Here is a 22,336-nt window from a genome sequence, read left to right as displayed (position 1 = left end):
GCCAGACCGTGATCGTGCAACCGGATTTCACCGTGGTGGGGAGCCTGTCCCGTTTATAGGTCTGCGAAGCAGGGGTCGCTGTCCCCGGACGGGATGGTGGCATCCGTGCTGGAGAATGTGCCGACCACACCGGTATCGGTGACCTCGACGCTGTCGGCCTTGATGCCGAGCGGGAAGTTGTCGTTCAGCTGGGTGGTCAGCCCGTCCAGGGCGGTCTGCACGGTGTCCTTGTCGAACACCCCGGCGACATCCTGCACAACAAGCTGCAGGCCACCGTCGCGGACCTCAGGTTTGGCGGTGATCGTCGTTCCCCCGCTCGCGTCCAGGATCAACGTGCCCACGGCCGCGTCGGTGCGTACCCCGGTGACCAGATCACCGACGACCGGCAGATTCTCGGCGACGGTCTGCTTGATCCCGTCCGCGGTCCAGGACAGTATGGCCCGCACAGATCCGATGGTGCCCTTGGAGTCGGCGGATTCGGCCAAGTCGATATCGCTGAGCGTGACGTCGGCGGTCATCCCCTTGGCGGCCTGGACCCGGTCGCCGGTGGTGACCACCGCGATATCGGCGTAGTTGTCGGTCAGGTACTGCCACAGAAACGGCGGGTTCACCGCGAACGAGGCCTCGGCGGTGTCCTCGACCAGGCAGTCGGTGATGGCCGACAGCACAACGTCGGCCCGGTGCCGGGCATAGAGTTCGGCGCCGGCCAGGCTGCCGATCAGCGCGGCGACCACGATGACGGCGATGAGCACGAGGGTCTGCCGGTTGCGTTTGGCCGGCGGTTCGGGTGGCTGCGGGCCGGGCGGCAGGTTCTGCAGCGGTGGCGGCGGGATGGGCGGCGGGGGCGGCACCGGGATCTTGCGGGTCGCCGGGTCCGGCACCCGGAACTGCTGGGTGGGCGGTTCGGGCACCCGGATCTGCTGGGTGGGCGGCTCGGGCCGCGGGATGCGCTGGGTCGGCGAATTCGGGTTGGGCGGTAGCGGGAGCCGACGCGTGGCCGGGTCGCGCGGCGGGTCCGGTGGCGGCGGTCCGGGCGGCGTGGGCGGCATCACCCGATTCTGCCGAAAACGACGCCGGCGGGAAACCGAAGTCTCCCGCCGGCGCGCTCCCCCGGCTACTGCTCCGCGGTCGAGTACCGGGTCCAGAAGGCGAATGCCACCAGGCCCGACGCCGCGGCGACGGCGATCCACACCACGAAGGAGATGATCAGCGAGATCGGCGACAGCCCGAAGCTCGACAGCGCGAAACCGGCGTACACCAGCCACAACAGCCGGTAGATCGACCAGAGCACGCTCAGGCCCGCGAAGATGGCGATGACCAGGGCGGGGGTGCGCTCGACGCGCTTGGTCAGGTCCTGCAGCTGGGCGGGGATCAGGTTCATGTCTGCTTCCTTTCGTGGTGCGCCGCCACATCGGCTGCGTCATGGCACAAGTACAGCGAGCCGCATTCGCTACCGATCCCAACAATTCGGTGTTGGATGTGACGCATGGGAAACCCCGACATCGTCATCCTGATGACCGACGAGGAACGCGCCGTGCCGCCCTACGAGTCGGCCGACGTGCTGGCCTGGCGGGAGCGGGTGCTGACCGGGCGGCGCTGGTTCGACGAAAACGGGGTCAGCTTCACCCGGCACTACACCGGATCGCTGGCCTGTGTGCCGAGCCGGCCGACGCTGTTCACCGGGCAATACCCGGACCTGCACGGGGTCACCCAGACCGACGGGCTGGGTAAACGGTATGACGATTCCCGGTTGCGCTGGCTGCGCCGCGGTGAGGTGCCCACCCTCGGAAACTGGTTCCGCGCAGCCGGATACGACACCCACTACGACGGCAAATGGCATATCTCGCATGCCGATCTGACCGATCCGGTGACGGGCAAGATCCTGGCCACCAACGATGACGACGGCAATGTCGACGCGAAAGCCGTACAGGCCTACCTGGATGCCGATCCGCTGGCACCGTACGGGTTCTCCGGCTGGGTCGGACCGGAGCCACACGGAGCGTTGATGGCCAACAGCGGTTTTCGGCGTGACCCGCTGTTCGCCGACCGGATCGTGACGTGGCTGGAAGACCGTTACGCTCGCCGCCGGGCCGGTGATGCCGCGGCGCTCAAACCGTTCCTGTTGGTGGCCAGTTTCGTCAATCCCCATGACATCGTGCTGTTTCCGGCGTGGTCGCGGCGGACTCCGCAGCTCACGCGAGCGACTCCCCCGCATGTGCCCGCGGCACCGACCGCCAGTGAGGATCTGCACGACAAGCCGGCCGCGCAGGCCGCGTTCCGCGATGCCTATTACTCCGGGTACGGGCCGACCCGCGCGGTGGCCCGCACCTACCGGACCAAGGCGCAGGAGTACCGCGATCTGTACTACCGGTTGCACGCCGAGGTGGACGGCCCGCTGGACCGGGTGCGCCGCGCCGTCACCGCGGGGTCGACCGAGGCGGTGCTGGTGCGCACCTCAGACCACGGAGAGCTGCTCGGCGCGCACGGTGGGCTGCACCAGAAGTGGTTCAACCTGTACGACGAGGCAACCCGGGTGCCGTTTGTCATCGCCCGCACCGGTGCCGCGGCGACGGCGGCCCGGGTGGTCGATGCGCCGACCTCCCATGTGGATCTGGTGCCGACGCTGCTCGGCGCGGCCGGGGTGGACGTGCCGGCGGTGGCCGCGCAGTTGGCGGCCGAGTTCAGCGAGGTGCATCCGCTGCCGGGCCGGGATCTGATGCCGGTGGTGGACGGCGCGCCGGCAGATGAGGACCGTGCGGTGTATCTGCTGACCCGCGACAATGTGCTGGAGGGCGATTCGGGGGCGTCGGGTCTGGCGCGACAGCTGGGCCGTGATGTGAATCCTCCTGCGCCGCTGCGGATCCGGGTGCCCGTTGATGTCGCCGGCAACTTCGAGGGGTTGGTGGCGCGGGTGGACGGTCGACTGTGGAAGCTGGTGCGCACCTTCGACGATCCGGGCACCTGGACCGAGCCGGGGGTGCGGCAGCTGGCCTACACCGGGCGCGGGGCGCAGCGCTACCGCAGCGATGTGCTCGACGATCAGTGGGAGCTCTACGACCTGACCGGCGATCCGGGGGAGGCGCGCAACCGGTGGGACGATCCGACGCTCGACGAAGTCCGCGCCGAGCTGCGGACCCAGCTCAAGCAGGTGCGGGCGGCCGCGGTGCCCGAGCGCAACAACCCGTGGCCGTATGTGCGGCGGCAGGCGCCGGCAGCGCGGACGGGGTTTCTCGCGCGGTGGCGGCGCTGACCTGCGCTCGAGATTGCCGTCATTGGGGCACTTACTCCGCACTTTGTGTCGATAACTGCAATCTGGCGGGGCGCCAGCGTCACCGCTTGGCCAGCTGCACCAGGAACTCGATGGTGGCCACCGGCTGCACCTCCAGCAGCGACGCGAACGGCCGGGGCGGGTCGACGTTGAAATCGTAGAACCGGATGACGATGGTGCCTGCGATGTCGACGCGGTCGCCGCTGCGCCGGATCTCGGTGGCGGCGACGGCCGGTTGGGAAATGCCGTGCAGAGTCAGGTGGCCCGGGATGTCCAGAGCCACGGGGCTGCCGTCATCGGGGATGACCGACAGGTCCAGCGGGGTGTTGACGACGAGCGTGGCGGACGGGAAGGTCGCGGTGTCCAGCGCGTCGGTGCTGCGGAAGCGTTCGTCGCGGCCCGGCCGCCCGGAGTCGAAGGTGGCGACATCGACGGTGAATTCCGCTGACTGCAAACGGGATTCGACGACATCGACGCGGCCGGTGACGGCATCGGTGCGGCCGGTGACGTCGACCAGTTGCCAGAACAGTTCCTGCTGCACGCGGTAGCCGGCCACCCCGCCGGGTTGCACCACCCAGGATCCGTCGATGCCAGTGCTCGCGGGCCTGGTCTCGGCCGACAGGGCCAGGACGGGGTCCGGCGGGCCTTCGATATAGGTCTTGTACGCCCACGGGCTGAGCGCGACGGCAGCGACGAGCAGCACCACCAGCACACCCGCCACGATCGAGATCGCCTTGCGCACCAGTTGATGGTGACAAAACAGCCGGCTACCCGGGGTGATCTTGACCGAAATTGCTCAGGTACGCCAGCGCGTCGGCGCGGTCCAGCAGCTGGGCCTTGCGGTCGGCGAACTCGCGGGCCGGGGTCGTGTAGCGGGCATCCAGGTGGGCGGCGGGGCACACAGGGTGCACCGGCATACTGGCGCCCATGTCGACCTGGCTCATCACCGGATGCTCCACCGGACTCGGACGTGCTCTTGCCGAAGCGGTCATCGCCGCCGGCCACAACGCGGTGGTCACCGCCCGGGATGTCAGCCGGGTGCAGGACCTCGCCGATGCCACCCCGGACCGGGTGCTCGCCGTCGCGCTCGACGTGACCGACGTCGGGCAGATCAACGATGCGGTCCAGCAGGCCGAAGACCGGTTCTCGGGCGTCGACGTGCTGGTCAACAACGCCGGGTACGGCTACCGGGCCGCCGTCGAGGAGGGTGACGACGCCGATATCCGCACCCTGTTCGACACCCACTTCTTCGGCACGGTCAATGCCATCAAGGCCGTGCTGCCCGGGCTGCGGGCCCGCCGCTCCGGGGCCATCGTCAACGTTTCCTCGATCGGCGCGCAGATCACCCCGGCCGGGTCCGGGTACTACGCGGCGGCCAAGGCCGCGATCGAGGGACTCAGCGGATCGTTGCGCGGTGAGCTTGCACCGCTGGGCATCTCGGTCACCATTGTCGAGCCCGGCCAGTTCCGCACCGACTTCGCCGGCCGCTCACTCACCCAGTCGGCCACCCCGATCGCCGACTACGCCGAGACCGCTGGGAAGCGCCGCAAGGAGAACAACACCGTGCACGGCACCCAGACCGGTGATCCCGTCAAGGCCGCCGCCGCCATCATCGCCGCGGTCGAGTCAGCACAACCGCCGGGCTTCCTGCTGCTCGGCAACGACGCGCTGACCCTGTATCGGCAGGTCGCCGACACCCGGGCCGCCGAGATCGCCGCCTGGGAAAGCGTGAGCGCCGGGACCGATTTCTAGCGATTATCGGATTACCGACCTGGGCAAATATCATCGGAAGTGTTATGACCGAGAACGCCGTCACCACCGCCGAGACCAAATCCGCCGCCAAGGTCGCCGAGGAGGCGACCCGGCGGCGCACCTTCGCCGTGATCAGCCACCCCGACGCCGGTAAGTCGACGCTGACCGAGGCGCTGGCGCTGCATGCCCGGGTGATCAACGAGGCCGGTGCCATCCACGGCAAGGCGGGCCGCAAGTCCACCGTGTCTGACTGGATGGAGATGGAGAAGGCCCGCGGTATCTCGATCACCTCGACCGCACTGCAGTTCCCGTACCGCGACTGCGTGATCAACCTGCTCGACACCCCCGGTCACGCCGACTTCTCCGAGGACACCTACCGGGTGCTGACGGCCGTCGACGCCGCGGTCATGCTCATCGACGCCGCGAAAGGCCTTGAGCCGCAGACGTTGAAGCTGTTCCAGGTGTGTAAGCATCGCGGCATCCCGATCATCACGGTGATCAACAAGTGGGACCGCCCCGGCCGGCACGCGCTGGAGTTGATGGACGAGATCCACGAGCGGATCGGGCTGCGCACGACCCCGCTGACCTGGCCGGTGGGTATCGCCGGCGATTTCCACGGCGTGATGGACCGCCGCAAGGGGCACTACATCAAGTTCACCCGCACCGCCGGTGGTGCGACCGCCGCCCCGGAGGAGCACATCTCCGCCGAGCAGGCCCACGACTCCGCGGGCAACGACTGGGACACCGCCGTCGAGGAATCCGAACTTCTGTCGATGGACGGCTCGGACTATGACCGCGAGACGTTCCTGACCGGGGCGTCCTCGCCGGTGCTGTTCACCTCGGCGGCGCTGAACTTCGGAGTGAACCAATTGTTGGACGTGCTGGTCGACCTGGCGCCGTCCCCCGGTGCGATCGTCGATGTCGAGGGGGCGCCGCGGGCGGTGACGTCACCGTTCAGCGCGTTCGTGTTCAAGGTGCAGGCCGGGATGGATTCCTCGCACCGCGACCGGATCGCCTATGCGCGGGTGTGCTCGGGGACGTTCGAGCGTGGTGATGTGCTGACCCACGCCGGGACCGGAAAGCCGTTCGTGACCAAGTACGCGCAGTCGGTGTTCGGCCAGCAGCGCTCGACGCTGGACGACGCCTGGCCCGGCGATGTGATCGGGCTGGCCAACGCGGCCGCGCTGCGTCCCGGTGACACGCTGTATCGCGATGTGCCCGTGGTGTTTCCGCCCATCCCGAGCTTCTCGCCGGAGTACTTCTCGGTGGTCCGCGGCAAGGATCCCAGCAAGCACAAGCAGTTCCGCAAGGGCATCGAGCAGCTCGACCAGGAGGGCGTGGTGCAGGTGCTGCGCTCGGACAAGCGCGGCGAGCAGGCGCCGGTGTTCGCTGCCGTCGGACCCATGCAGTTCGAGGTGGCCAGCCACCGGATGGAGACCGAGATCGGGGCGGCCATCACGCTGGAGTCGCTGCCGTATCAGGTGGCGCGCATCGTCGACCCCGAGGACGCCGAGTTCATGAACAAGCAGGTGTCCGCCGAGGTGCTGACCCGCTCCGACGGGGTGCTGTTGGTGCTGTTCTCGACGCCGTGGCGGCTGCAGGGTTTCGAGCGGGACAACCCGACGATCAAGTTGCGGTCGTTGGTGGCCGCGGCGGACGGGTAACCGCAAAACCCGTCAGTACCTCGGCGATGTAATCGAGGCCGCAGTCGGCGGTCGCGACCTCGTTCATCAGATCCTCGGCTCGATCCACATCGAAGTCAGGTGCCAACTCGACGCCGTTGATGAACAGGAAAGTCCACGCCGCCGCCCAGGCGGTGCGCTTGTTGCCGTCGACGAGCGCGTGATTGCGCGCCAGCGATTGCAGCAATGCCGCAGCTTTGTCCCACAACTGTGGGTAGGCATCGACGCCGAAAACCGTCGCCTGCGGGCGGGCACCAGCGGCGTCGAGCAAGCCGTAGTCCCGGACCGCGAGCTCGGCACCGAACGCGATCGACCCAGCGGTCAGCACATCCTCGCGGTCGAGGTATTCCGTCACGCCAGGCGGCGGTTCAGTTCGGCCGATCTTTCGGCCACGATCCGGGCCGCCTCGGTGACCCGACGCCGATGCATGCTTGCCCGCTCCATGACCGCTGCGTGCACGAACTTCTTCAGCGACAGGTCGTCGGCCTTCGCCGCTGCGCGGATCTGCTCCATCTCGGCGTCATCGAAATCCACGTTCAGCGAGGGCATACACCACCGTACCTGGATTGGTACCGAAACCGGTACCTATTCCTCGGCCCCAACCGCAACCGGCGGCCGCAGCGCCGCGTACGGCAGGTCGATGCCGTGCTCGTCGTAGGCCTTGAGGATCTCGCGGCGCAACCGGCGCTGCACCGACCACTGCGCGTTCGGTTTGGTCTTCAGGGTCAGTCGCAGCGTCACCTGTTCCGGTGACATGGACTGCACCCCGAGCATCTCCGGCTCGCCGATCACCTTGGCGGCGATCGTTTCGTCCTTGATCGCCTCGCGTGCCGCCTCCAAGGCGACCTGCTCGGCCTGGTGCATGTCGGCACTCAGAGCGACCGGCACCTCGATGCGGGCGACGGCGTAGTCCTGGCTCATGTTGCCGACGCGGGCGATCTCGCCGTTGCGGACGTACCACAGCGTGCCGTCGATATCGCGAACCGTGGTGATGCGCAGGCCGACGCTTTCCACCTCGCCACTGGCCTCACCCAGATCGACGGTGTCGCCGACGCCGTACTGGTCTTCCAGCAGCATGAACACCCCGGTTACGAAGTCGCGGACCAGGTTCTGCGCACCGAAACCGATGGCCAGACCGACCACGCCGGCCGAGGCAATGAATGGTGCGATGTTCACCCCGAACACGTTCAGGACGCTGAGCACCACCCAGACCAGCAGCACGATCGACACCGTCGACTTCAGCACCGACCCGATGGTGGTGGCCCGCTGCTGGCGCCGCGCGGCGACCCGGGCCGCGTTGGACGAGGAGCCGGCGCGGTCGCGCAGTCCCCTGAGCAGGGCGGGCCGCTTGGATTCGACCCCGGTGTCCTTGGGCGCACGTGCGAGGGTGGCGCGGTCGATCATGCGGTGCACGATGAAGCGCGCGACCAGCGCGACCAGGATGTATACCGCCACTCGGATGGGGACTTCGATGAGCCAGTGTCTGTTGGTGTCCGTCCATTCGAAAGCAAGATTGACCACATCCATGTTTTCGACCGTACCCACTACGGCTGCGCGTCAATCGGGTGTCGCAATGCCACAGCAGCCACTTGCGTCACGTGCGTTCAGCCCAGTTGTGCCCGGACCGCCTCGAACGTCGCCGTGTCGAAGGCGACGATGTGCGCTTGCGTGAGATTCGTCTCGGCCGCGGCGATGGTGTCGATGGCGGCCTTGATGGCATCGCCTTTGGGCCATCCGTAGATGCCGGCGCTGATCAGCGGGAAGGCAATGGTGCGGGCCTCCAGCTCATCGGCCACCTGCAAGGACCGCGCGTAGCAGGACAACAGCAACGTCCGGTCGCGCTGACCGGCCGAGTAGTTGGGGCCGACGGTGTGGATGACCCAGCGGGCGGGCAGCCGACCGGCGGTGGTCCAGCCGGCATCCCCGGTGGCCAGACCGTTCGGGAACCGTTTGATGCAGTCGTCGAGCACCGCGGGGCCGCCGGCGCGGTGGATGGCGCCGTCGACTCCCCCGCCGCCACGCATCGCGTTGTTGGCGGCGTTGACGATGGCGTCGACGCTCTGCTTGGTGATGTCGCCGTGCACGGCGGTGATGGTCGGCATGACGACCACTATGCCTGCGCCAGCGCCAGCACCTCTTCCGGCGACGGCGGGCTGTCCGGGTGATACGACAGGCACCACGGTGCGGTGATCCGGTGGAACGACTTGCCCTCGGTGGCGACGTAGAAGTTGCCTGCCCGCAGCCGGCTGATATCGCTGATCAATCCGCCCTTGGCGCGGGCCATCTCCTCGGCGGTGGCGATCTGCACCGGCGAGTTCAGCAGACCGTAGAACTGGGTGGCCGCGTTACCCGGAATCGCGTTGTCCAGGCCCTTGGGCTGCTGCGTCGCGAAGATCAGCCCCAGCCCGTACTTGCGGGCCTGCGACGCCAACGCCAGCGTGCTGCGGGTGCTCGCGGTGACCCCACGCGCCGGAGCCAGCGTCTGCGCCTCGTCCATCACCAGCAGACCGCCGAGCGGTTTGTCACCGGCCGGGTTGCGTTTGATCCAGGCGAACAACGCCATCTGCAGCCGGCTGACGAAGCTCTGCCGCTGCTCATCCGAGGGCAGCCCGATCATGCTGATCACCGACACCCGGGCGCGTTTCCCGTCGGCCGGGGTCAGCAGCTCGCTGGGATCCAGCGGCGTGCCGGCACCGCCGAACAACGGATCGTTGACGGTGGCGGCACGAAGGTTCTGCGCCATTTCGGCGGCCATCCGGGGCGCGTCGGCGAGTTCGCTGACATCGTCGGGCAGGTCGGCGAGCATGTTGATGAACCCGGGCAGCGTCGGATCAGGCCGACGGCCATACTCCTGCAACGCTTCTCGCAGCACGGCACGGGATCGGGCGGCCTTGGCGGTCTGCCCGGAGATCTGGGCGCGCGGCTCCAGGGCGGCGACGGCGGATTCGACGGCCTCGATGAACTCGTCGTGGTCGTCGAGCACGCTGGCAAAATCCGGCAGCGGCTGGAATGCCAGCGGCCGACCGGTGGAGCGGCGCGGGGTCCAGATCACGACATCTGTGTTGTCCAGGTATTCACGGGCGCGGTCATTGTCGGCGCGCCGCCAGCCGGTCGGCGGGGTGGGCCAGGCAGAGCCGAGTCGGGACAGATCGTTGTTGGGGTCCAACACGATCGATGACACCCCGCGCAGCGCGGCCTCCTCGACGAGGCGGCGGATCAGCACCGTCTTGCCGGATCCGGAGCCGGCGAAGATGGCGACGTGTTTGCGCATCGCGGCCAGGTCGATCGCCACGGTGGCCTGGCTGCGCACGTCGATTCCCAGCGGCATCTTATCCCTGCCGGCACCGAACTCGGGGCCGTCGTCGATCGTCTCGGCGGGTTCCTCGATGATCTGAGTGGGTGTGTCCCCGTTGAGGTTCAGTGCCTCTCGCAGCAGGGTGATGCCATGTGCAGGCCGGCGGGCCCGCAGCCAGCCGGTGAGGCCGGCGACGTCGTCGTCGATCAGATCGCGCAGCGCGGTCATGGTGCGGATGTCGTCATCGGACAGGGTCAGGGTGCGACCACCCTGGGTCTCGAAGTCCCGGATCAGCGCCTCGGTCTTGGGGCCGGACGGCCACGGGCTGTTGCGCAGCAGGAACAGGCTGCGCCGGTCACCGCCGTTGTGTAAACCGGTGGCACTCAACACCTTTTTGATGCGGTTCTGCGCGGCGACGGCATTGGTGGCACCGATCGCGCGAAACGCCCAGTGCCGTTCGTCATCGGTGGCGGCGTCCAGCGTCTGGCGCAGCCGGGCGTGCAGTACGACATGCGAGCCGGGCGGCGGGTCGCAGACATAGGATTGGTCATCGCCGTGTTCGGCGATCCAGGCGGTCAGTGCGGCGCCGAGCAGTGCGGGAACGGCGGTGTCCTCGCCGTCGGCATCGACCGCGGCGGCCGGGACCGCGCGGGAGCGGTACTGGGTGAACAGCCGGTCGATCTGCGTGGTGTCGGCCTCCTCGCCACCGGTCTCGGTTTCTGGCGGTAGCTCGGTGGACAGCTGCGTCAGCTCGATGATCTCTTTGCGGCGCAACAACTCCCGCACGTGGCCGTCGGCGCGGATCAGCAGCTGACGCGGGGTGTAGCCGGCCGCGTCTTCGAAGGCCTCGGGTTTCAGGGGCCAGCTCGGATACGGCGGGTGGAATCCGACGGTCAGGTAGGCGGCCTCGAAGCGGCGTTCCAGGATGGCCCGGCCGATCTCAGCGCTGGGAAGCGGGGCCAGCGGCGCGGTGACCCGGAAGCGGTCGGACACGCTGGCGGTGGCGCGGTCGCGGATGCTCTCCCACGCCGAGGGCAGGCACGCGACGACAGGAACGGTGCGGCGCATGGTCTGGCGTACCGACATCAGGCCGTGCGCAACCTGTTCCAGCACACCGTCACCGGAGCCGGTGCCCTCGCCGGTGCGCGCCGAGGACTGGGCCAGCAGGGTGTCGATCTGATCCAGCGCAAGCACCGACGGGCCGGCCAGCGCGGCGAGCCGGGCGATATCGCGCACACAGTGCTGGGCCGAGGGCGCGGTGCCGCGCAGTCGCCAGTGCAGCCGATCGTCAGTGCCGTCCTCCTCGCTGCCCTGCAGATACGAATCACCGATATCGCGGGCGACAAGATCGTTGGCGGACAACAACACCAGCGCACGCAGCGTCTGGTGGCAGTCGCGGACATCGCGGCGGGCCTTGGCCAGCGCGTTGACGAAGGCGTCCAGCGTTTCGCGCTCCAGGTCCTCGTCGCCGATGATGGCGCGACGGTCGGCGCGTGACACGTGGGCGATCGAGGACAGTTCCCACAGCAGGTCTTTGAGCTGGGTTTCGCGGTTGGCACCGCGGCGCCCCAGGCTTTCCAGCACCCCGGCGCGTACCGACTCCCAGAAGCTGGCGGCGTCCAGCAGTTCGACGACGAAGAAGAACCCGCCACCGGCCTGTACCCGTTCGCGGATCTGGCCGAGCAGGTGGGTCTTGCCGGAGCCGGCCTGGCCACGGATGGCGACGCCGAGCGGGGCGGATTCCGGGTCGCGCAGCGCGTCCTCGAAGGCCTCCATGACATCGTCGACGGCGCGTTCGTTGAGTCCGCTGACGTGGGTGGGTGCCTGCGGGCGCCACAGGTCGTCGCTGGTGGGTGCCCAGGTCAGCCGCAGCGCGGCCAGTGCTTCGCGGTGTGCGTCCTGCATCAAACCTCAATCGCCATAAGGTGTTTGGCCTGCCCGCCGACGGTCAGGGCGGCGGCACGGTCGTCGTCGGTGAGGACCTTCTGGTTTTCTTCGGGGATCAGGCTGACGGCGCCGCTGCGGTACAGCTCGGTCAGCGTGACGTCGATATCGGTCAGGTCCGGCAGTTCGGCGCGCAGCCGGGCCAGGCCTACCCAGGCGCCCGGGCGCGGAGCCAGCGCGGTGTAGGTGGCCCTGATCCGGTCGGCACTGCTCTGCTCGGCCGGCGCCCCGAACACGTCGGCCAGGCTCAGGTCGGCGGTACCCAGGTAGTGATCCAGCCCGGCCAGCACCGTGTAGAGGGTCTTGGCGGGCCCGGTCGAGCGGGGCGGCGCGCCGGCGGTGATGATGTCGCGGCATAGTCGCCAGCCGCGGTCGGTGAGATCGTGCACGTAGCGGCCGCTGCTGCGGTCCGACTCGATGAGTTTGAGTTCGTTGAGCTTGTCGCGGCTCGGTTTGTCCAGCTTGGGGCCGTATTCGATGAGCTCCGGGTTGGGCACCGGACGGGACTGGGCCATCAGGACGAGCAGGACCGCGCGCTCGGTCCCGGTCAGGTCGGCGGGCGTGACACTCACGCGTTACAACGTAGCGGCATGCGCATCGGGTGGCGCGGGCTACCGGACGCGGTCGATGAACGGCAGGCGGTCGAGCATCGGGTTGTCGCGGATCCGCGGTGGCCGCGGCGGCGCCATGGGGGCCGGGGCGGCGGCCGGCGGCGGTGCGATGTTGAGGTGACGGGCGAGCTCCGGGGCCTTCGGCGTCTTCGGGGCGGCGGGCGGCGGCGCGGCCGGAACGACGTTCTGCGCGAGCTGCGGGCGTGGGTCGGGTTCGGGTGCTTGCGCGGGTCGGTCGGGCCAGGCCAGGGTGAGCGACAGCGAGACGACGAACACGATGACCGCCGCGACCAGGGTGACGGTCAGCGCGGCGACCTTGGTGATGCCCGACTTTCGCTCGGGTTCCTCGGGGATGTTGGCCACGTGCGCGGACGCCAGCGCGGCGCCGCGGGTGAGGGCGAAGTCGGCCTCGGTGCCGGTGATGACGGGGCGGTCGGCGTCCTGACGTAGGGCAGTGACGACGTCGTCGGTGTCGGCGGAGCCCAAGATGTAGACGGCGTCGGGGCTGGGCTTGGCGGCGCGCACCACGGCCAGGACGCGGTCGGTCAGGGTGTCGGCGTCGACGTGCTCGACACTTTCGACGTGGGTCTGGAAGCCGTCGACGGTGGCGACGACGGAGCTGTCGGGTTCGACGACGGCGACCACCAGGAAGTCGTTGCCGGTGAGGTCGGCGATACCGCGGGCCAGGGCGCCGGCGGCGTCGACATCGCGGACCGGGACGACGGGTGCTCCCCCGCTGTAGCTGTCGAGGGCCTCGCGGACCTTGATGGCCTCGTCCTGGGCGTCATGTGACCAGGTCAGGCCGACGGCGTGCAGCGGGTCGTCGGGCAGTTTGGCCAGGTAGTCCTCGATTTGTTCGACGTCGAGGACGGTGCGGTCCAGGTGATCGCCCTGGCCGGTGACGCCGTCCACCAACTCGCCGTGGATGTCCTTCGAGGTGACCGAAAGACCCAGTACGAGGCTCACGCCGATACCCCCTGCTCTATCTCCTGTGATCTTGAGGTTACCCAGTTTGGCCGGGGACGACGCGTCGTCCGTGTCCGGGTCAGGCGGACGTGATGTCCGTATGGGTGAAGTCGTCGCCGACGAAGAGCAACGGATCGCCGGTGACGTCGGCCAGTGCGTAGGAGTAGCAGTCCCCGAGATTCAGTCCGGCGGGATGTCCACTGCCGCGACCGAAGTCGCCGTAGGCGCGCGCCGCGCTGGCGGCTTGCTCGGCGTCGAAGGCGATGGTTTTGAGGCCAAGTTGATCGATTATCCGTTGCACGCGGCGATAGTCCTCGGGCGCCAACCGGCGCACGAGGACCGCCGCGACCTCGACGACGGTCGCGGCCGAGATCTTCGCCTCGGGGGCATCGAGGATGGCATCCACCAGTCGATCCCGCTCAGGCTCTCCGAGGACAATGGCCACGATCGCCGACGTGTCGACGATCACCTGGGCAACCCGTCGCTGTCGTAGAGATCGTCCTGCGCCGTGCGGATCTGGCGCTTCTGTTGCGCGGTGAGAGTCAGGTGAGACAGCAGCTCGTCGACCTGCGTCCGGCGCGCAGCCCGGCCCCGTACTCCGTCGATCTCGGCGAGCTTGGCGCGGACAGCCTCCTCGACTGCACTCGTTTGACTGAGTCCGGTGCGGCGGGCGAGCTCACGCACGAGTTCCGCGGTGCGCTCGTTCTTGATATTGAGCCCCATGGGTAGAAGTCTAGATAGACACGGTAGAAATCGCTACGGAGGTATCGCCTATGCCCTCCGATGGAGGTCTGCCCAGGCGGCCCGTGGTATGAACGCCGTGGGCAGTGGGACGGTGTTTCCAACCCAGTGCGGGAGGTCGACGTGACGGATATCTTGCGGGTCCGGGTCAAGTTGGACGGGTCGTCACCGCCGATCTGGCGGCAGGTGGATCTGCGGGCCGACCTACCGTTGGATCTGGTGCATCTGGTGTTGCAGACGGTATTCGGTTGGGAGAACCGGCATCTGTACCGCTTCTCCGTCGGCGGTGGGCCGTTCGAGCCGGGCAGCCACAAGTTGCTCTGCGCCGCGGACATCGCCGAGGGCGACAAGGGCCTGCCGGTCGAGCAGGTCTCGATCGGCGCGGTGCTGACGCACCCCGGTTTCCGGCTGGCTTACGTCTACGACTACGGCGACAGTTGGGACGTCACGCTGGAATCGGAGAAGGCCTTCACCGCGCTGGGCCCCTACCCCGCCGTCATGGTGGTCGACGGTGAGCGGGCCGGTCCGCCGGAAGACTGCGGGGGCGTGACCGACGGCGCCGAGTTGGCGCGACTCCTCGATGACCCCGCGCTGTTCGACAAGCAGTGGTACAACAACATCCTGCAGGGGCCGGGTTTCACCGCGCTCACCGATGGGGTGCATCCCGATGTCATGTTCCTGATCGGACGGCTGCGGGCCGGCCCGGTCAACTCTGATTTTGCGGCGTGCCTACCGCTGCTGGGGTCCGGCCCGACGATCCCGGACGATGCGGAGCTGCGAGCCAACGTGGCTGCCTTCCAATGGTTTCTCGATCGCGGCGCCGACGGTGGGATTCCCTTGACGTCGGCGAGCTACATGAAGCCCGAGGACGTGGTCGCCGCATCGGCGATGGTGCCGGCCATGGGTGACTGGATCGGCAAGAACAATCGGGAAGTGAATTGTGAACCGCTGCTGCGCTTTCGCGAGATGTTGCAATCGCTCGGCTTGCTCCGAAAGCACAAGGGGGCGCTGCTGACGACCAAGGTCGGTCTGAAGGCGCGGAACGATCCCGCGGTGCTGTGGCAGCATCTGGCGTCGCGGCTGGTGCCTACGGAACAGGGCTCGTTCGAGCGGCACGCGACGATCTTGCTGCTGACGCAGGCCGGTGGTGCTGCGGACGGCCGGATGAATCTCGAGATGGCGGCCGCCGCGATGGACGCCTTCGGTTGGCGGCTCACCGACTACGACCGGGTGCCGACGTGGCTGTTTCACCGATTACCCGCCCATGATCTGCTGATAAACGTTGCCGACCGACCACGCAGCTTTCGCGACGAGGATATGGTCAGCCCGGCCGCGGCGGCGTTGGCACGGGCCGCGTTACGGCGGTGACTGGACGTTCTTGGCTCCGTCATCGCGTCCGGAATTTGAGGCGACAATGCACCTGTAGAAGCGGTACTACGGGTAGTACTGCTCGGACATGGACGTAGGAATTACCGCTGGTCCCGCTGACGCAAGTGGCTTAACGTAGATTCGTGTACACCACCGTGACCAGCTCGGTGGCCAAGAACAAGCTCGATCAGATCTTGGCCGATATCGAGCGCACCGGGGAGTCCGTCACGATCACCCGCCACGGGCGCCCGGTCGCCAAGCTTGTACCGGTCGCTACATCCCCGCGAGTATTCGGCCAGCCGCCACACTTACAGGTACCCGCGGATTTCGACGCTCCGCTGCCCGAGGAAGCGCTCGCCGGCTGGGATAGTGGCCGATGTCCAAGACCTATCCGGCACTCAACTCCGCCGTGAGTCGATGAGGTCGAACATCACGTTGTCCGTGATAACCGTTTCAGCTTTGGCGACAAGCCGACCGTGCGAACCCTGCTCTATTCGTGCAGTCCGGCCGCCTGGGACTATGCGCAGCCCGCTCCCGTAGACCGAAACATCGACCGTGGCGCCTGGGACGAGGCCCAAAGCGTCACGCAGTGGCTTGGGGACGACGATCCGCCCTCTTGAATCCATCGTCACCTCCATGGAATCAGATTATCGAGAATGTCCTGATCGAACTTCCATATCTCGGGAACCAACGCATGGAACGTGTACCGCATCGGTACGCAGTTGCGACTCCGGTGCCGTCCGGAACTCGGGGCGGCAATGCACTAAAGAAGTGACACTGCCCGTAGTACCGCACTTTCAGACGCATTGTGCCTCCAGATTCCGACAACCCACCGCGCCCTATCCGGTCAACGCGCCGGCGCGGCGGAACTCCGCGGCGAACGCCTCCGCGATACCCGCGGCTCGGCGGGCATACCCATCACCTCGCAGATCGCTGTCGCCCCGCCGCTGACGCGACGCCAATCGCGCGAGGGCGTCCGCGCCCTCGTTCAGTGCATGTCCCGAATGCCCGCGCACCCAACCGATTTCCAGCCGTGGTCCGTCGGCGTAGATGCGTCGGCGGAACACATGCAGCGCCCGCTCGACCGACACCGGCGTCGGGTAGTTCACCGGCAGCACCGGATCGCCGGATATCCACCGCCTGACCATGTCTACGGCGCGTCGGTTATCGCAGAGAATCGTCAGTCGACGTCCCGGCAGTTGGCACACCGCATCGCCGATCGCGCACAGTTCGGCGACGAGGACCGGTTCGGTCCCAACCGTGCGGGAGCGCGAACGGTAGTTGGCCAAACCGTACTCACCCGATGACGTGAGCCAACCGAATCCCGCGTGCATGTCACGCACCGATCCATCGGTCGCGATCACCATCGGCACACCGTCCAACAATGGAACCAGCGGTGGCGGCGCGGGCGCGTGCGGCTCGCGCATCGCGACTGCGGCATCAAGCATTGGTTGGTCTGCGTGGTCAGGACGATCGATCCACCAATCCCGGACATCGCCGGCGATCTCATCGGTGTGCTGCCACAGCGGACTGGAGCGCGGTAGCTTGACGACGAATCGAACGCGTCGCCCGGCCCGTTCGGCAATGATCCGAGCAATCGAATCCAGCACTGCCACCTCGACGTTGGGAACCGCTGATACCGTCGACCGCGACCACCCGTCCCCGAGCGCCACGCATTGGATGCCGAAGTCCACAGCCGACACATCGATTGCAACAGTCTCTATCGGACGCGGACACGCGAGCGCCACATCGACCGGTCGGTCACGCGCTTGCGGCAGCGGCACCGTCACGACATCTCCGGCGGCAGATACTGGCCGTGCACACCGCGCGGGTCACCCTGTTGGAACAGCCGGTCCTCCCGATCGGCGCGCTGGGCGAGCATGTCGCGCTGGAACTGCTCGGCGCGCTGCTGCTCCTCGCGCTGCTGGGCGGCCTTCAACGCCCAGAATCCCGCGCCGGCCAGCACGCCGATCACCACGAGAACGACCAGCAGCCAAGGATGTTGGGCCACCAAACCCATCAGGAAGAACCCGCCGAACACCGCCAACGCGATCAGCGGCCGCCGGTTCCCGGTATGCACCACCGCCCCATTGCCTGCGACGGCGACCGCCGAGGACGATCCGCCGCTGAAGATCGCTGTCGATGGCGACCGGTAGCTTCTGGCCCGGGAGGTTCGATGACGCAGGACTACGTGCCGGCGCGGGTGCTGGTTGTGGTGGGGTCGCCGTGGCGCGACGCGGTGTTTGCGCTGCTCGGGGCGCCGCTACAGCCGTGGCCATCAACGGACGACGCCACCGTTGTCGTGATCGACAGCGCACCGCGACTGGTGCTCACAGCCCTCGCCACCGCCGGCCCGCCGCACTCGGTCGTCCCGCTGACAGACATCGAGACCGCGATGGGCTGGTCACTGCCCGCCGACGACGTCCTTGAAGGCGACCGTGTCGGCGCGCTCCTGGCGGTGCTGGACAAACACCGCTGGCGCGACACCACGCCGGTGTTCGGGCATTCGACGCTGGCGGCGGCGGAAACGCTGCTGACCTCCGAGGGCCGGTGCACGGGTTGCTGGGCGGAGTTCGATCTGCAGACCGCGGCCGGCCGGGACGCGGTACAGGTACGCACCGTCGGGGGCAACAACGACTGGCCGGCGGCCCTGTGCACCGAATGCCAACGCAGCATGGCCGATCGGGACTTCACCAACTTCCTGGACTACCGGTTCTCCCGGCATCCACGCTGTCCGTAATGTCATGGCCGGCGCACCGCGAACGCCTGGTACGGGATGCCGGCCTTCCCGATGCGGTACGCACCGTGGGAGGCACCGCAGGGCTGCTGTGTAATGCCGACTGACTGGGTATGCCGATTGTGCGAGCACGAGTGGTAGACGCCCAAGCACAGCCACCTTTGTCCATTCAATGAGGCCGGGGAGGCGCCGTAAGGCTGCGCGTCAGTGTGATCGAATGGCCGCTCGGCGCCGGAACAGTTCGGCCGGCCGCCCCCGTCCGACGGCAACCCGCTGCCCGGTCGGCGTCAGCTGCGCCTCCATCGCGCGGCGGAAGGTGTCGCGCTGCAACGTCTCTCCCGCCACCAGTTCGTGGACCAGGCGCAGATCGCGCAGGGTGAACTCGGCACCGAGCAGCCCGTCGGGGTCCGGGGCGGTGCCGTAGCGGGCGCGGACCTCCTGTGCCGCGCGGCCGATGATCTCGGTGTGGTCGTACACCAGCCGGCCGGGCGCGGTGACCGGCACCAGCCGGGTGGACGCCAGGCGGCCCGCGAGTCGCTCGGGCCCGACGACCGCGACATGGGCGACCGACAGCACCCAACCACGGTCATCGCGACCCAGGGCATCGAACACATGCAGCTGGCGTGGCGCCAGCCCCTCGACGCCGGCCTTGTCGCGCAGTGAACGCCTGACGGCCATCGCGAGGGTTTCCCGCTCGTGCAGGAAGGTGCCCGGCAGCGCCCAGCCGCGACCCTGCGGGCGCCGGACTTGCAGAACCGCCAAACCGATTTCGGGATCCGGGGTCAGCACCGCGGTGTCCACGGCGACCGAGGGCCGCGGATAGTCCGTCAGGGCCCGTCCGCTGCTGTTCACCGCATCTCCGTTGTCCATGTCAGTGCCACAGCGTACAGTCAACCATTAATTAGCGCAGTTTCGCGCAAAATGGGAGGGGATGCCATGACCGCACGTCACGATCGCATCGAAGGCTTCCTGTTGGGCACCGCCGCCGGCGATGCCCTGGGCGCGCCGTACGAGTTCCAGCCGCCGCGCGGCCCCGAGCTGCCGGTCGAGATGGCCGGCGGCGGGGGTTGGGAACCCGGCGAATGGACCGATGACACCGCGATGGCCGTCGCCATCGCCGAACTCGCCGGAGACGACCTGCGCGACGAAGCGGTGCAGGACGCCCTGGTGGCCCGCTGGTACGAATGGTCGCGCACTGCCAAGGATGTCGGCATCCAGACCCGTGCGGTGTTGTCCGCGGCCGCGCGCGGCGGGCCGATCACCGCTGCCAAGGCGCGGGCAGCCTCGGCCGCACACCATGCCGATACCGGGCGCACCGCCGGCAACGGGTCGCTGATGCGCACCGCCCCGGTCGCGCTGGCCTACCTCGACGACGAGGATGCCATGGTGGCCGCGGCGCGAGCGATCAGCGAGCTCACCCACTTCGACCCCGATGCCGCCGACGCCTGCGTGCTGTGGTGCTGCGCGATCCGGCACGCGGTGCTCACCACCGATCTGGATGTGCGAATCGGTTTGGGCCACCTGGATTCTTCGCGTCAGGGGCTGTGGGCGCAGCGCATCGAGGAGGCCGAGCGGGTCTGCCCGGCCGACATCCCGAACAACGGATGGGTGGTCGCCGCGCTGCAGGCTGCATGGTCGGCGATCCACGGGTGCGGCGGCCACGGGCCCGCGCACCTGCGCGACGGACTGGATGCGGCGGTGCGTGCCGGGTTCGACACCGATACCGTCGCCGCGATCGCCGGCGGACTGCTCGGCGCGGCGTATGGGGCTTCGGCGGTGCCGCTGCAGTGGCGGGCGCTGCTCCACGGGTGGCCGGGGCTGACGGCCCGCGGGCTGGTCGGTCTGGCGCACGGCGGCTCGCCGAACCCGAGCTATGCCGGGTACTCCGTCGACGCGCTGGTCCCTCACCCGTTCGACGACGGTCTGCTGATCGGCGGTATCGGGGCGCTGCGCAATCTGCCCGACGGTGTCGATGCGGTGGTGTCGCTGTGCCGGGTCGCCGATGCGGACGTGCCCGTCGGCATGCCGCATGTCGAGGTGCGTCTGATCGACGGTGCCGATCCGGACGAGAATCCGCACCTAGATCACGTCCTGCGCGACACCGTGGCCACCGTGAAAGCGCTTCGTGCGCAGGGCCGGACCGTGTTGCTGCACTGCGTCGAGGCGCTCAGCCGCACCCCGACCGTGGCGGCGCTCTACGGGGCCGGCACCGTCGGGATGGACGAATCGTTGCGGGCGGTGCTGGCCGCGCTGCCGCACGCGGATCCGAATCCGGCGTTCCGCGACGCCTTGAAGCGACTGGGAGGGACATCATGATCGATGGTTTGAATGCGGTGCTGTTCAGCATCGGCAGCGATCAGATCAGCACCGCCGAGCTGCTCGGCTTTGTCACCGGCGGCCTGTGCGTGGCGCTGACGGTGCGGCGCAGCATCCTGAATTTCCCTGTCGGCATTGCCAACTGCGTGTTCTTCCTGGTGCTGTTCAGCTCGGCGCAGCTGTGGGCCGGCGCGGCGTTGCAGCTGGTTCTATATCGCGCTCGGGGCGATCGGGTGGTGGCAGTGGCAGTCCGGGCGTGTCACCGACGACGAGATCGTGGTGCGCCGCGCTGGGTGGCGGGTGCTGGCCGGGTGTGTGGCGTTCGTGGTGTTCGGCACCTGCGCGCTGCACGTGATCCTGGTGGCAGTGCAGGGGTCGGTGCCGTTCTGGGATGCGTTGACGACCTGCCTGGCGCTGGCGGCGCAGTTCCTGCTCAACACCCGGCGCATCGAGACGTGGTTCTTCTGGATCGCCGCGGACTGCATCTACATTCCGCTCTACCTCAGCCAGGGTCTGTCGCTGACGGCGGCGGTGTACGCGCTGTTCCTGGTGATGTGTGTGCTCGGGTTGCGGGAGTGGAGCCGGTCCCGTGAAAGGGTGGCGGTGTGAGGGGGTTTCGGCACGGGTTGATGATCGGGAAGTTCTATCCGTCGCGCATCGGGCATCACGAGGCGATCCGCGCGGCTGCCGCTAGATGCGACGAGTTCACGGTGCTGGTGATGGCGTCGGCCGTCGAGACCATCCCGTTGGCGGATCGGGTGACGTGGATGCGGGAGGAGCATGCCGGCGATGCGAATGTCCGGGTGGCCGGAATCCGGTGTGATGCCCCGATGGATGTGACGGATCAGCGGGTGTGGGCCGCGCAGGTCGCGATCATGCGGGCCGGGATCGGGCCGGCGGCCGTCGACGCGGTGTTCAGTGGGGATGACTACTGCACCGAATTGGCGCGGTGGTTCGACGCGAAGGCGGTGCCGTTGGAACGGTCGGGCAGTTCGACGTCGGTGCGCCGCGATCTGGCCGGGCGGTGGGTTGAGTTGGCGGCGCCGACGCGGGCCGGGTTGACCTGCCGGGTTGTTGTGGTGGGCGCCGAGTCGACGGGAACGACGACGGTCGCCCAGCGGTTGGCGGCGCATTATGGCGCGTTGTGTGTGCCGGAGTACGGCCGCGAATACACCGCTCTGAAGATGGCGTCCGGAGCTGCGGTGGATGAACTGATCTGGACCGCTGAGGATTTCGACGTGATCGGTCCGGAGCAGACCCGCCGCGAGGAGGCCGCGGCGCGGGCCGGCGGCCCGGTCCTGATCTGCGACACCGATGCGTTCGCGACCGGGGTGTGGAAGCGGCGCTACCTCGATGATGCGTCCGGTGGGCCGTGGACGGCGGTGCCGCCGCGGGCGGTGTACTTGGTGACCGATCACGAGGGTGTGCCCTGGGACGACGACGGGATGCGCGAGGGCGACCTGGCGGTGCGGGCGGCGATGACGGGTTGGTTCATCGATGCGTTGACCGCGGCCGGGCATTCCTGGGTGCTGTTGACCGGGACCCTGGAGCAGCGGATGGATATCGCGATCCGGACCATCGATCCGTTGGTGGCGCTGCGGGCGCGGTTCGGGGAACCATTGCGGGGGCCGGGGTTCGAGGCGACCGGGTGATTCA

General features: G+C 68.2%; 27 protein-coding genes and 1 pseudogene. 11 read left to right on the top strand and 17 right to left on the bottom strand.

Annotated elements, in window-relative coordinates; translation table 11 throughout:
• Positions 1 to 53: 53 nt before the first annotated feature.
• On the bottom strand, positions 54 to 1,049 hold the full coding sequence (locus ACLBYA_RS11810; RefSeq protein ID WP_447709586.1) for a DUF2993 domain-containing protein: 996 nt from the start codon (positions 1,047 to 1,049) through the stop codon (positions 54 to 56).
• A 65-nt stretch (positions 1,050 to 1,114) separates the two neighbouring features.
• Positions 1,115 to 1,381, bottom strand: coding sequence for a hypothetical protein (locus ACLBYA_RS11805; protein ID WP_447709585.1), 267 nt, complete (start codon positions 1,379 to 1,381; stop codon positions 1,115 to 1,117).
• A gap of 105 nt (positions 1,382 to 1,486) precedes the next feature.
• Here ACLBYA_RS11805 and ACLBYA_RS11800 point away from each other — a divergent pair, with 105 nt between their 5' ends.
• The gene (locus ACLBYA_RS11800) at positions 1,487 to 3,250 is read left to right on the top strand and encodes a sulfatase-like hydrolase/transferase (protein WP_447709584.1); all 1,764 of its coding nucleotides are present in this window, start codon (positions 1,487 to 1,489) and stop codon (positions 3,248 to 3,250) included.
• Between the two features lie 79 nt (positions 3,251 to 3,329).
• On the opposite strand, the gene ACLBYA_RS11795 is transcribed toward ACLBYA_RS11800, so the two are convergent.
• Complete coding sequence (locus ACLBYA_RS11795) at positions 3,330 to 4,010, bottom strand: YceI family protein (protein WP_447709583.1); 681 nt, start codon at positions 4,008 to 4,010, stop codon at positions 3,330 to 3,332.
• 25 nt (positions 4,011 to 4,035) lie between these two features.
• Positions 4,036 to 4,212 (bottom strand): hypothetical protein, encoded by a 177-nt coding sequence (locus ACLBYA_RS11790; protein ID WP_447709582.1) that lies wholly within the window; start codon positions 4,210 to 4,212, stop codon positions 4,036 to 4,038.
• On the opposite strand from ACLBYA_RS11790, the gene ACLBYA_RS11785 reads away from it, so the two are divergent.
• Positions 4,196 to 5,020, top strand: a complete 825-nt coding sequence (locus ACLBYA_RS11785; RefSeq protein ID WP_447709581.1) for an oxidoreductase — start codon at positions 4,196 to 4,198, stop codon at positions 5,018 to 5,020. The two genes, ACLBYA_RS11790 and ACLBYA_RS11785, sit on opposite strands and share 17 nt — an antisense overlap.
• Positions 5,021 to 5,064: 44 nt before the next feature.
• Positions 5,065 to 6,684, top strand: coding sequence for a peptide chain release factor 3 (locus tag ACLBYA_RS11780; RefSeq protein WP_447709580.1), 1,620 nt, complete (start codon positions 5,065 to 5,067; stop codon positions 6,682 to 6,684).
• On the opposite strand, the gene ACLBYA_RS11775 is transcribed toward ACLBYA_RS11780, so the two are convergent.
• The 9 genes from ACLBYA_RS11775 to ACLBYA_RS11735 all read right to left on the bottom strand — a co-directional run bounded on the left by ACLBYA_RS11775 (position 6,647) and on the right by ACLBYA_RS11735 (position 14,241).
• Positions 6,647 to 7,057, bottom strand: coding sequence for a type II toxin-antitoxin system death-on-curing family toxin (locus ACLBYA_RS11775; RefSeq protein WP_447709579.1), 411 nt, complete (start codon positions 7,055 to 7,057; stop codon positions 6,647 to 6,649). The two genes, ACLBYA_RS11780 and ACLBYA_RS11775, sit on opposite strands and share 38 nt — an antisense overlap.
• The gene (locus ACLBYA_RS11770; RefSeq protein ID WP_447709578.1) at positions 7,054 to 7,251 is read right to left on the bottom strand and encodes an antitoxin Phd; all 198 of its coding nucleotides are present in this window, start codon (positions 7,249 to 7,251) and stop codon (positions 7,054 to 7,056) included. The genes ACLBYA_RS11775 and ACLBYA_RS11770 overlap by 4 nt, the downstream gene beginning before the upstream one ends.
• A gap of 36 nt (positions 7,252 to 7,287) precedes the next feature.
• Positions 7,288 to 8,229, bottom strand: coding sequence for a mechanosensitive ion channel family protein (locus ACLBYA_RS11765; RefSeq protein ID WP_447709577.1), 942 nt, complete (start codon positions 8,227 to 8,229; stop codon positions 7,288 to 7,290).
• A gap of 77 nt (positions 8,230 to 8,306) precedes the next feature.
• Positions 8,307 to 8,804, bottom strand: coding sequence for an O-acetyl-ADP-ribose deacetylase (locus ACLBYA_RS11760; RefSeq protein ID WP_447709576.1), 498 nt, complete (start codon positions 8,802 to 8,804; stop codon positions 8,307 to 8,309).
• A gap of 8 nt (positions 8,805 to 8,812) precedes the next feature.
• Positions 8,813 to 11,902, bottom strand: coding sequence for a helicase HerA domain-containing protein (locus tag ACLBYA_RS11755; RefSeq protein ID WP_447709575.1), 3,090 nt, complete (start codon positions 11,900 to 11,902; stop codon positions 8,813 to 8,815).
• Positions 11,902 to 12,513 (bottom strand): hypothetical protein, encoded by a 612-nt coding sequence (locus tag ACLBYA_RS11750; RefSeq protein WP_447709574.1) that lies wholly within the window; start codon positions 12,511 to 12,513, stop codon positions 11,902 to 11,904. The genes ACLBYA_RS11755 and ACLBYA_RS11750 overlap by 1 nt, the downstream gene beginning before the upstream one ends.
• A gap of 39 nt (positions 12,514 to 12,552) precedes the next feature.
• A complete protein-coding gene (locus ACLBYA_RS11745) occupies positions 12,553 to 13,518 on the bottom strand; it encodes a DUF7159 family protein (protein WP_447709573.1) in 966 nt (321 codons plus the stop codon).
• A 79-nt stretch (positions 13,519 to 13,597) separates the two neighbouring features.
• Positions 13,598 to 13,987, bottom strand: coding sequence for a type II toxin-antitoxin system VapC family toxin (locus ACLBYA_RS11740; RefSeq protein WP_447709572.1), 390 nt, complete (start codon positions 13,985 to 13,987; stop codon positions 13,598 to 13,600).
• Positions 13,984 to 14,241 carry a type II toxin-antitoxin system VapB family antitoxin gene (locus tag ACLBYA_RS11735; RefSeq protein WP_447709571.1) on the bottom strand — a complete coding sequence of 86 codons (258 nt, stop codon included), beginning with the start codon at positions 14,239 to 14,241 and terminating at the stop codon, positions 13,984 to 13,986. The genes ACLBYA_RS11740 and ACLBYA_RS11735 overlap by 4 nt, the downstream gene beginning before the upstream one ends.
• Before the next feature lie 141 nt (positions 14,242 to 14,382).
• Here ACLBYA_RS11735 and ACLBYA_RS11730 point away from each other — a divergent pair, with 141 nt between their 5' ends.
• Positions 14,383 to 15,627 carry a plasmid pRiA4b ORF-3 family protein gene (locus ACLBYA_RS11730; RefSeq protein WP_447709570.1) on the top strand — a complete coding sequence of 415 codons (1,245 nt, stop codon included), beginning with the start codon at positions 14,383 to 14,385 and terminating at the stop codon, positions 15,625 to 15,627.
• A 143-nt stretch (positions 15,628 to 15,770) separates the two neighbouring features.
• Positions 15,771 to 16,040: a type II toxin-antitoxin system Phd/YefM family antitoxin gene (locus tag ACLBYA_RS11725; protein ID WP_447709569.1), complete on the top strand. Its 270-nt coding sequence runs from the start codon at positions 15,771 to 15,773 to the stop codon at positions 16,038 to 16,040.
• Here ACLBYA_RS11725 and ACLBYA_RS11720 read toward each other — a convergent pair.
• Positions 16,026 to 16,253, bottom strand: a complete 228-nt coding sequence (locus tag ACLBYA_RS11720) for an AbrB/MazE/SpoVT family DNA-binding domain-containing protein (RefSeq protein ID WP_447709659.1) — start codon at positions 16,251 to 16,253, stop codon at positions 16,026 to 16,028. The genes ACLBYA_RS11725 and ACLBYA_RS11720 overlap by 15 nt on opposite strands.
• A gap of 51 nt (positions 16,254 to 16,304) precedes the next feature.
• Between ACLBYA_RS11720 and ACLBYA_RS11715 the strand changes: the two genes are divergently transcribed.
• Complete coding sequence (locus ACLBYA_RS11715) at positions 16,305 to 16,394, top strand: hypothetical protein (protein WP_447709658.1); 90 nt, start codon at positions 16,305 to 16,307, stop codon at positions 16,392 to 16,394.
• 72 nt (positions 16,395 to 16,466) lie between these two features.
• Here the strand turns inward: ACLBYA_RS11715 and ACLBYA_RS11710 are convergent, their stop codons facing one another.
• Both ACLBYA_RS11710 and ACLBYA_RS11705 read right to left on the bottom strand, forming a co-directional pair.
• Complete coding sequence (locus tag ACLBYA_RS11710) at positions 16,467 to 17,321, bottom strand: RNase H family protein (protein WP_447709568.1); 855 nt, start codon at positions 17,319 to 17,321, stop codon at positions 16,467 to 16,469.
• A gap of 92 nt (positions 17,322 to 17,413) precedes the next feature.
• Positions 17,414 to 17,707, bottom strand: a complete 294-nt coding sequence (locus ACLBYA_RS11705) for a hypothetical protein (RefSeq protein ID WP_447709567.1) — start codon at positions 17,705 to 17,707, stop codon at positions 17,414 to 17,416.
• 96 nt (positions 17,708 to 17,803) lie between these two features.
• On the opposite strand from ACLBYA_RS11705, the gene ACLBYA_RS11700 reads away from it, so the two are divergent.
• A complete protein-coding gene (locus ACLBYA_RS11700; protein WP_447709566.1) occupies positions 17,804 to 18,367 on the top strand; it encodes a hypothetical protein in 564 nt (187 codons plus the stop codon).
• A 201-nt stretch (positions 18,368 to 18,568) separates the two neighbouring features.
• Here the strand turns inward: ACLBYA_RS11700 and ACLBYA_RS11695 are convergent, their stop codons facing one another.
• Entirely contained in the window at positions 18,569 to 19,234 is a 666-nt protein-coding gene (locus ACLBYA_RS11695) for an NUDIX hydrolase (protein ID WP_447709565.1), read from the bottom strand.
• A 66-nt stretch (positions 19,235 to 19,300) separates the two neighbouring features.
• Here ACLBYA_RS11695 and ACLBYA_RS11690 point away from each other — a divergent pair, with 66 nt between their 5' ends.
• From ACLBYA_RS11690 to ACLBYA_RS11675, 4 genes and pseudogenes are all read left to right on the top strand, one after another.
• Positions 19,301 to 20,680, top strand: a complete 1,380-nt coding sequence (locus ACLBYA_RS11690) for an ADP-ribosylglycohydrolase family protein (RefSeq protein WP_447709564.1) — start codon at positions 19,301 to 19,303, stop codon at positions 20,678 to 20,680.
• Positions 20,677 to 20,835 (top strand): annotated as a pseudogene (locus tag ACLBYA_RS11685) (nicotinamide riboside transporter PnuC); the annotation flags it as partial. The gene ACLBYA_RS11690 and the pseudogene ACLBYA_RS11685, both read left to right, overlap by 4 nt.
• On the top strand, positions 20,816 to 21,289 hold the full coding sequence (pnuC, locus tag ACLBYA_RS11680; RefSeq protein ID WP_447709563.1) for a nicotinamide riboside transporter PnuC: 474 nt from the start codon (positions 20,816 to 20,818) through the stop codon (positions 21,287 to 21,289). The pseudogene ACLBYA_RS11685 and the gene pnuC, both read left to right, overlap by 20 nt.
• Positions 21,286 to 22,332, top strand: a complete 1,047-nt coding sequence (locus ACLBYA_RS11675) for an AAA family ATPase (RefSeq protein WP_447709562.1) — start codon at positions 21,286 to 21,288, stop codon at positions 22,330 to 22,332. The genes pnuC and ACLBYA_RS11675 overlap by 4 nt, the downstream gene beginning before the upstream one ends.
• Positions 22,333 to 22,336 lie beyond the last annotated feature (4 nt).

This window comes from Mycobacterium sp. C31M (assembly GCF_053345865.1).
The sequence above is the reverse complement of the archived record's forward strand: the minus strand, read 5'-3'. Positions and strand labels throughout refer to the sequence as shown.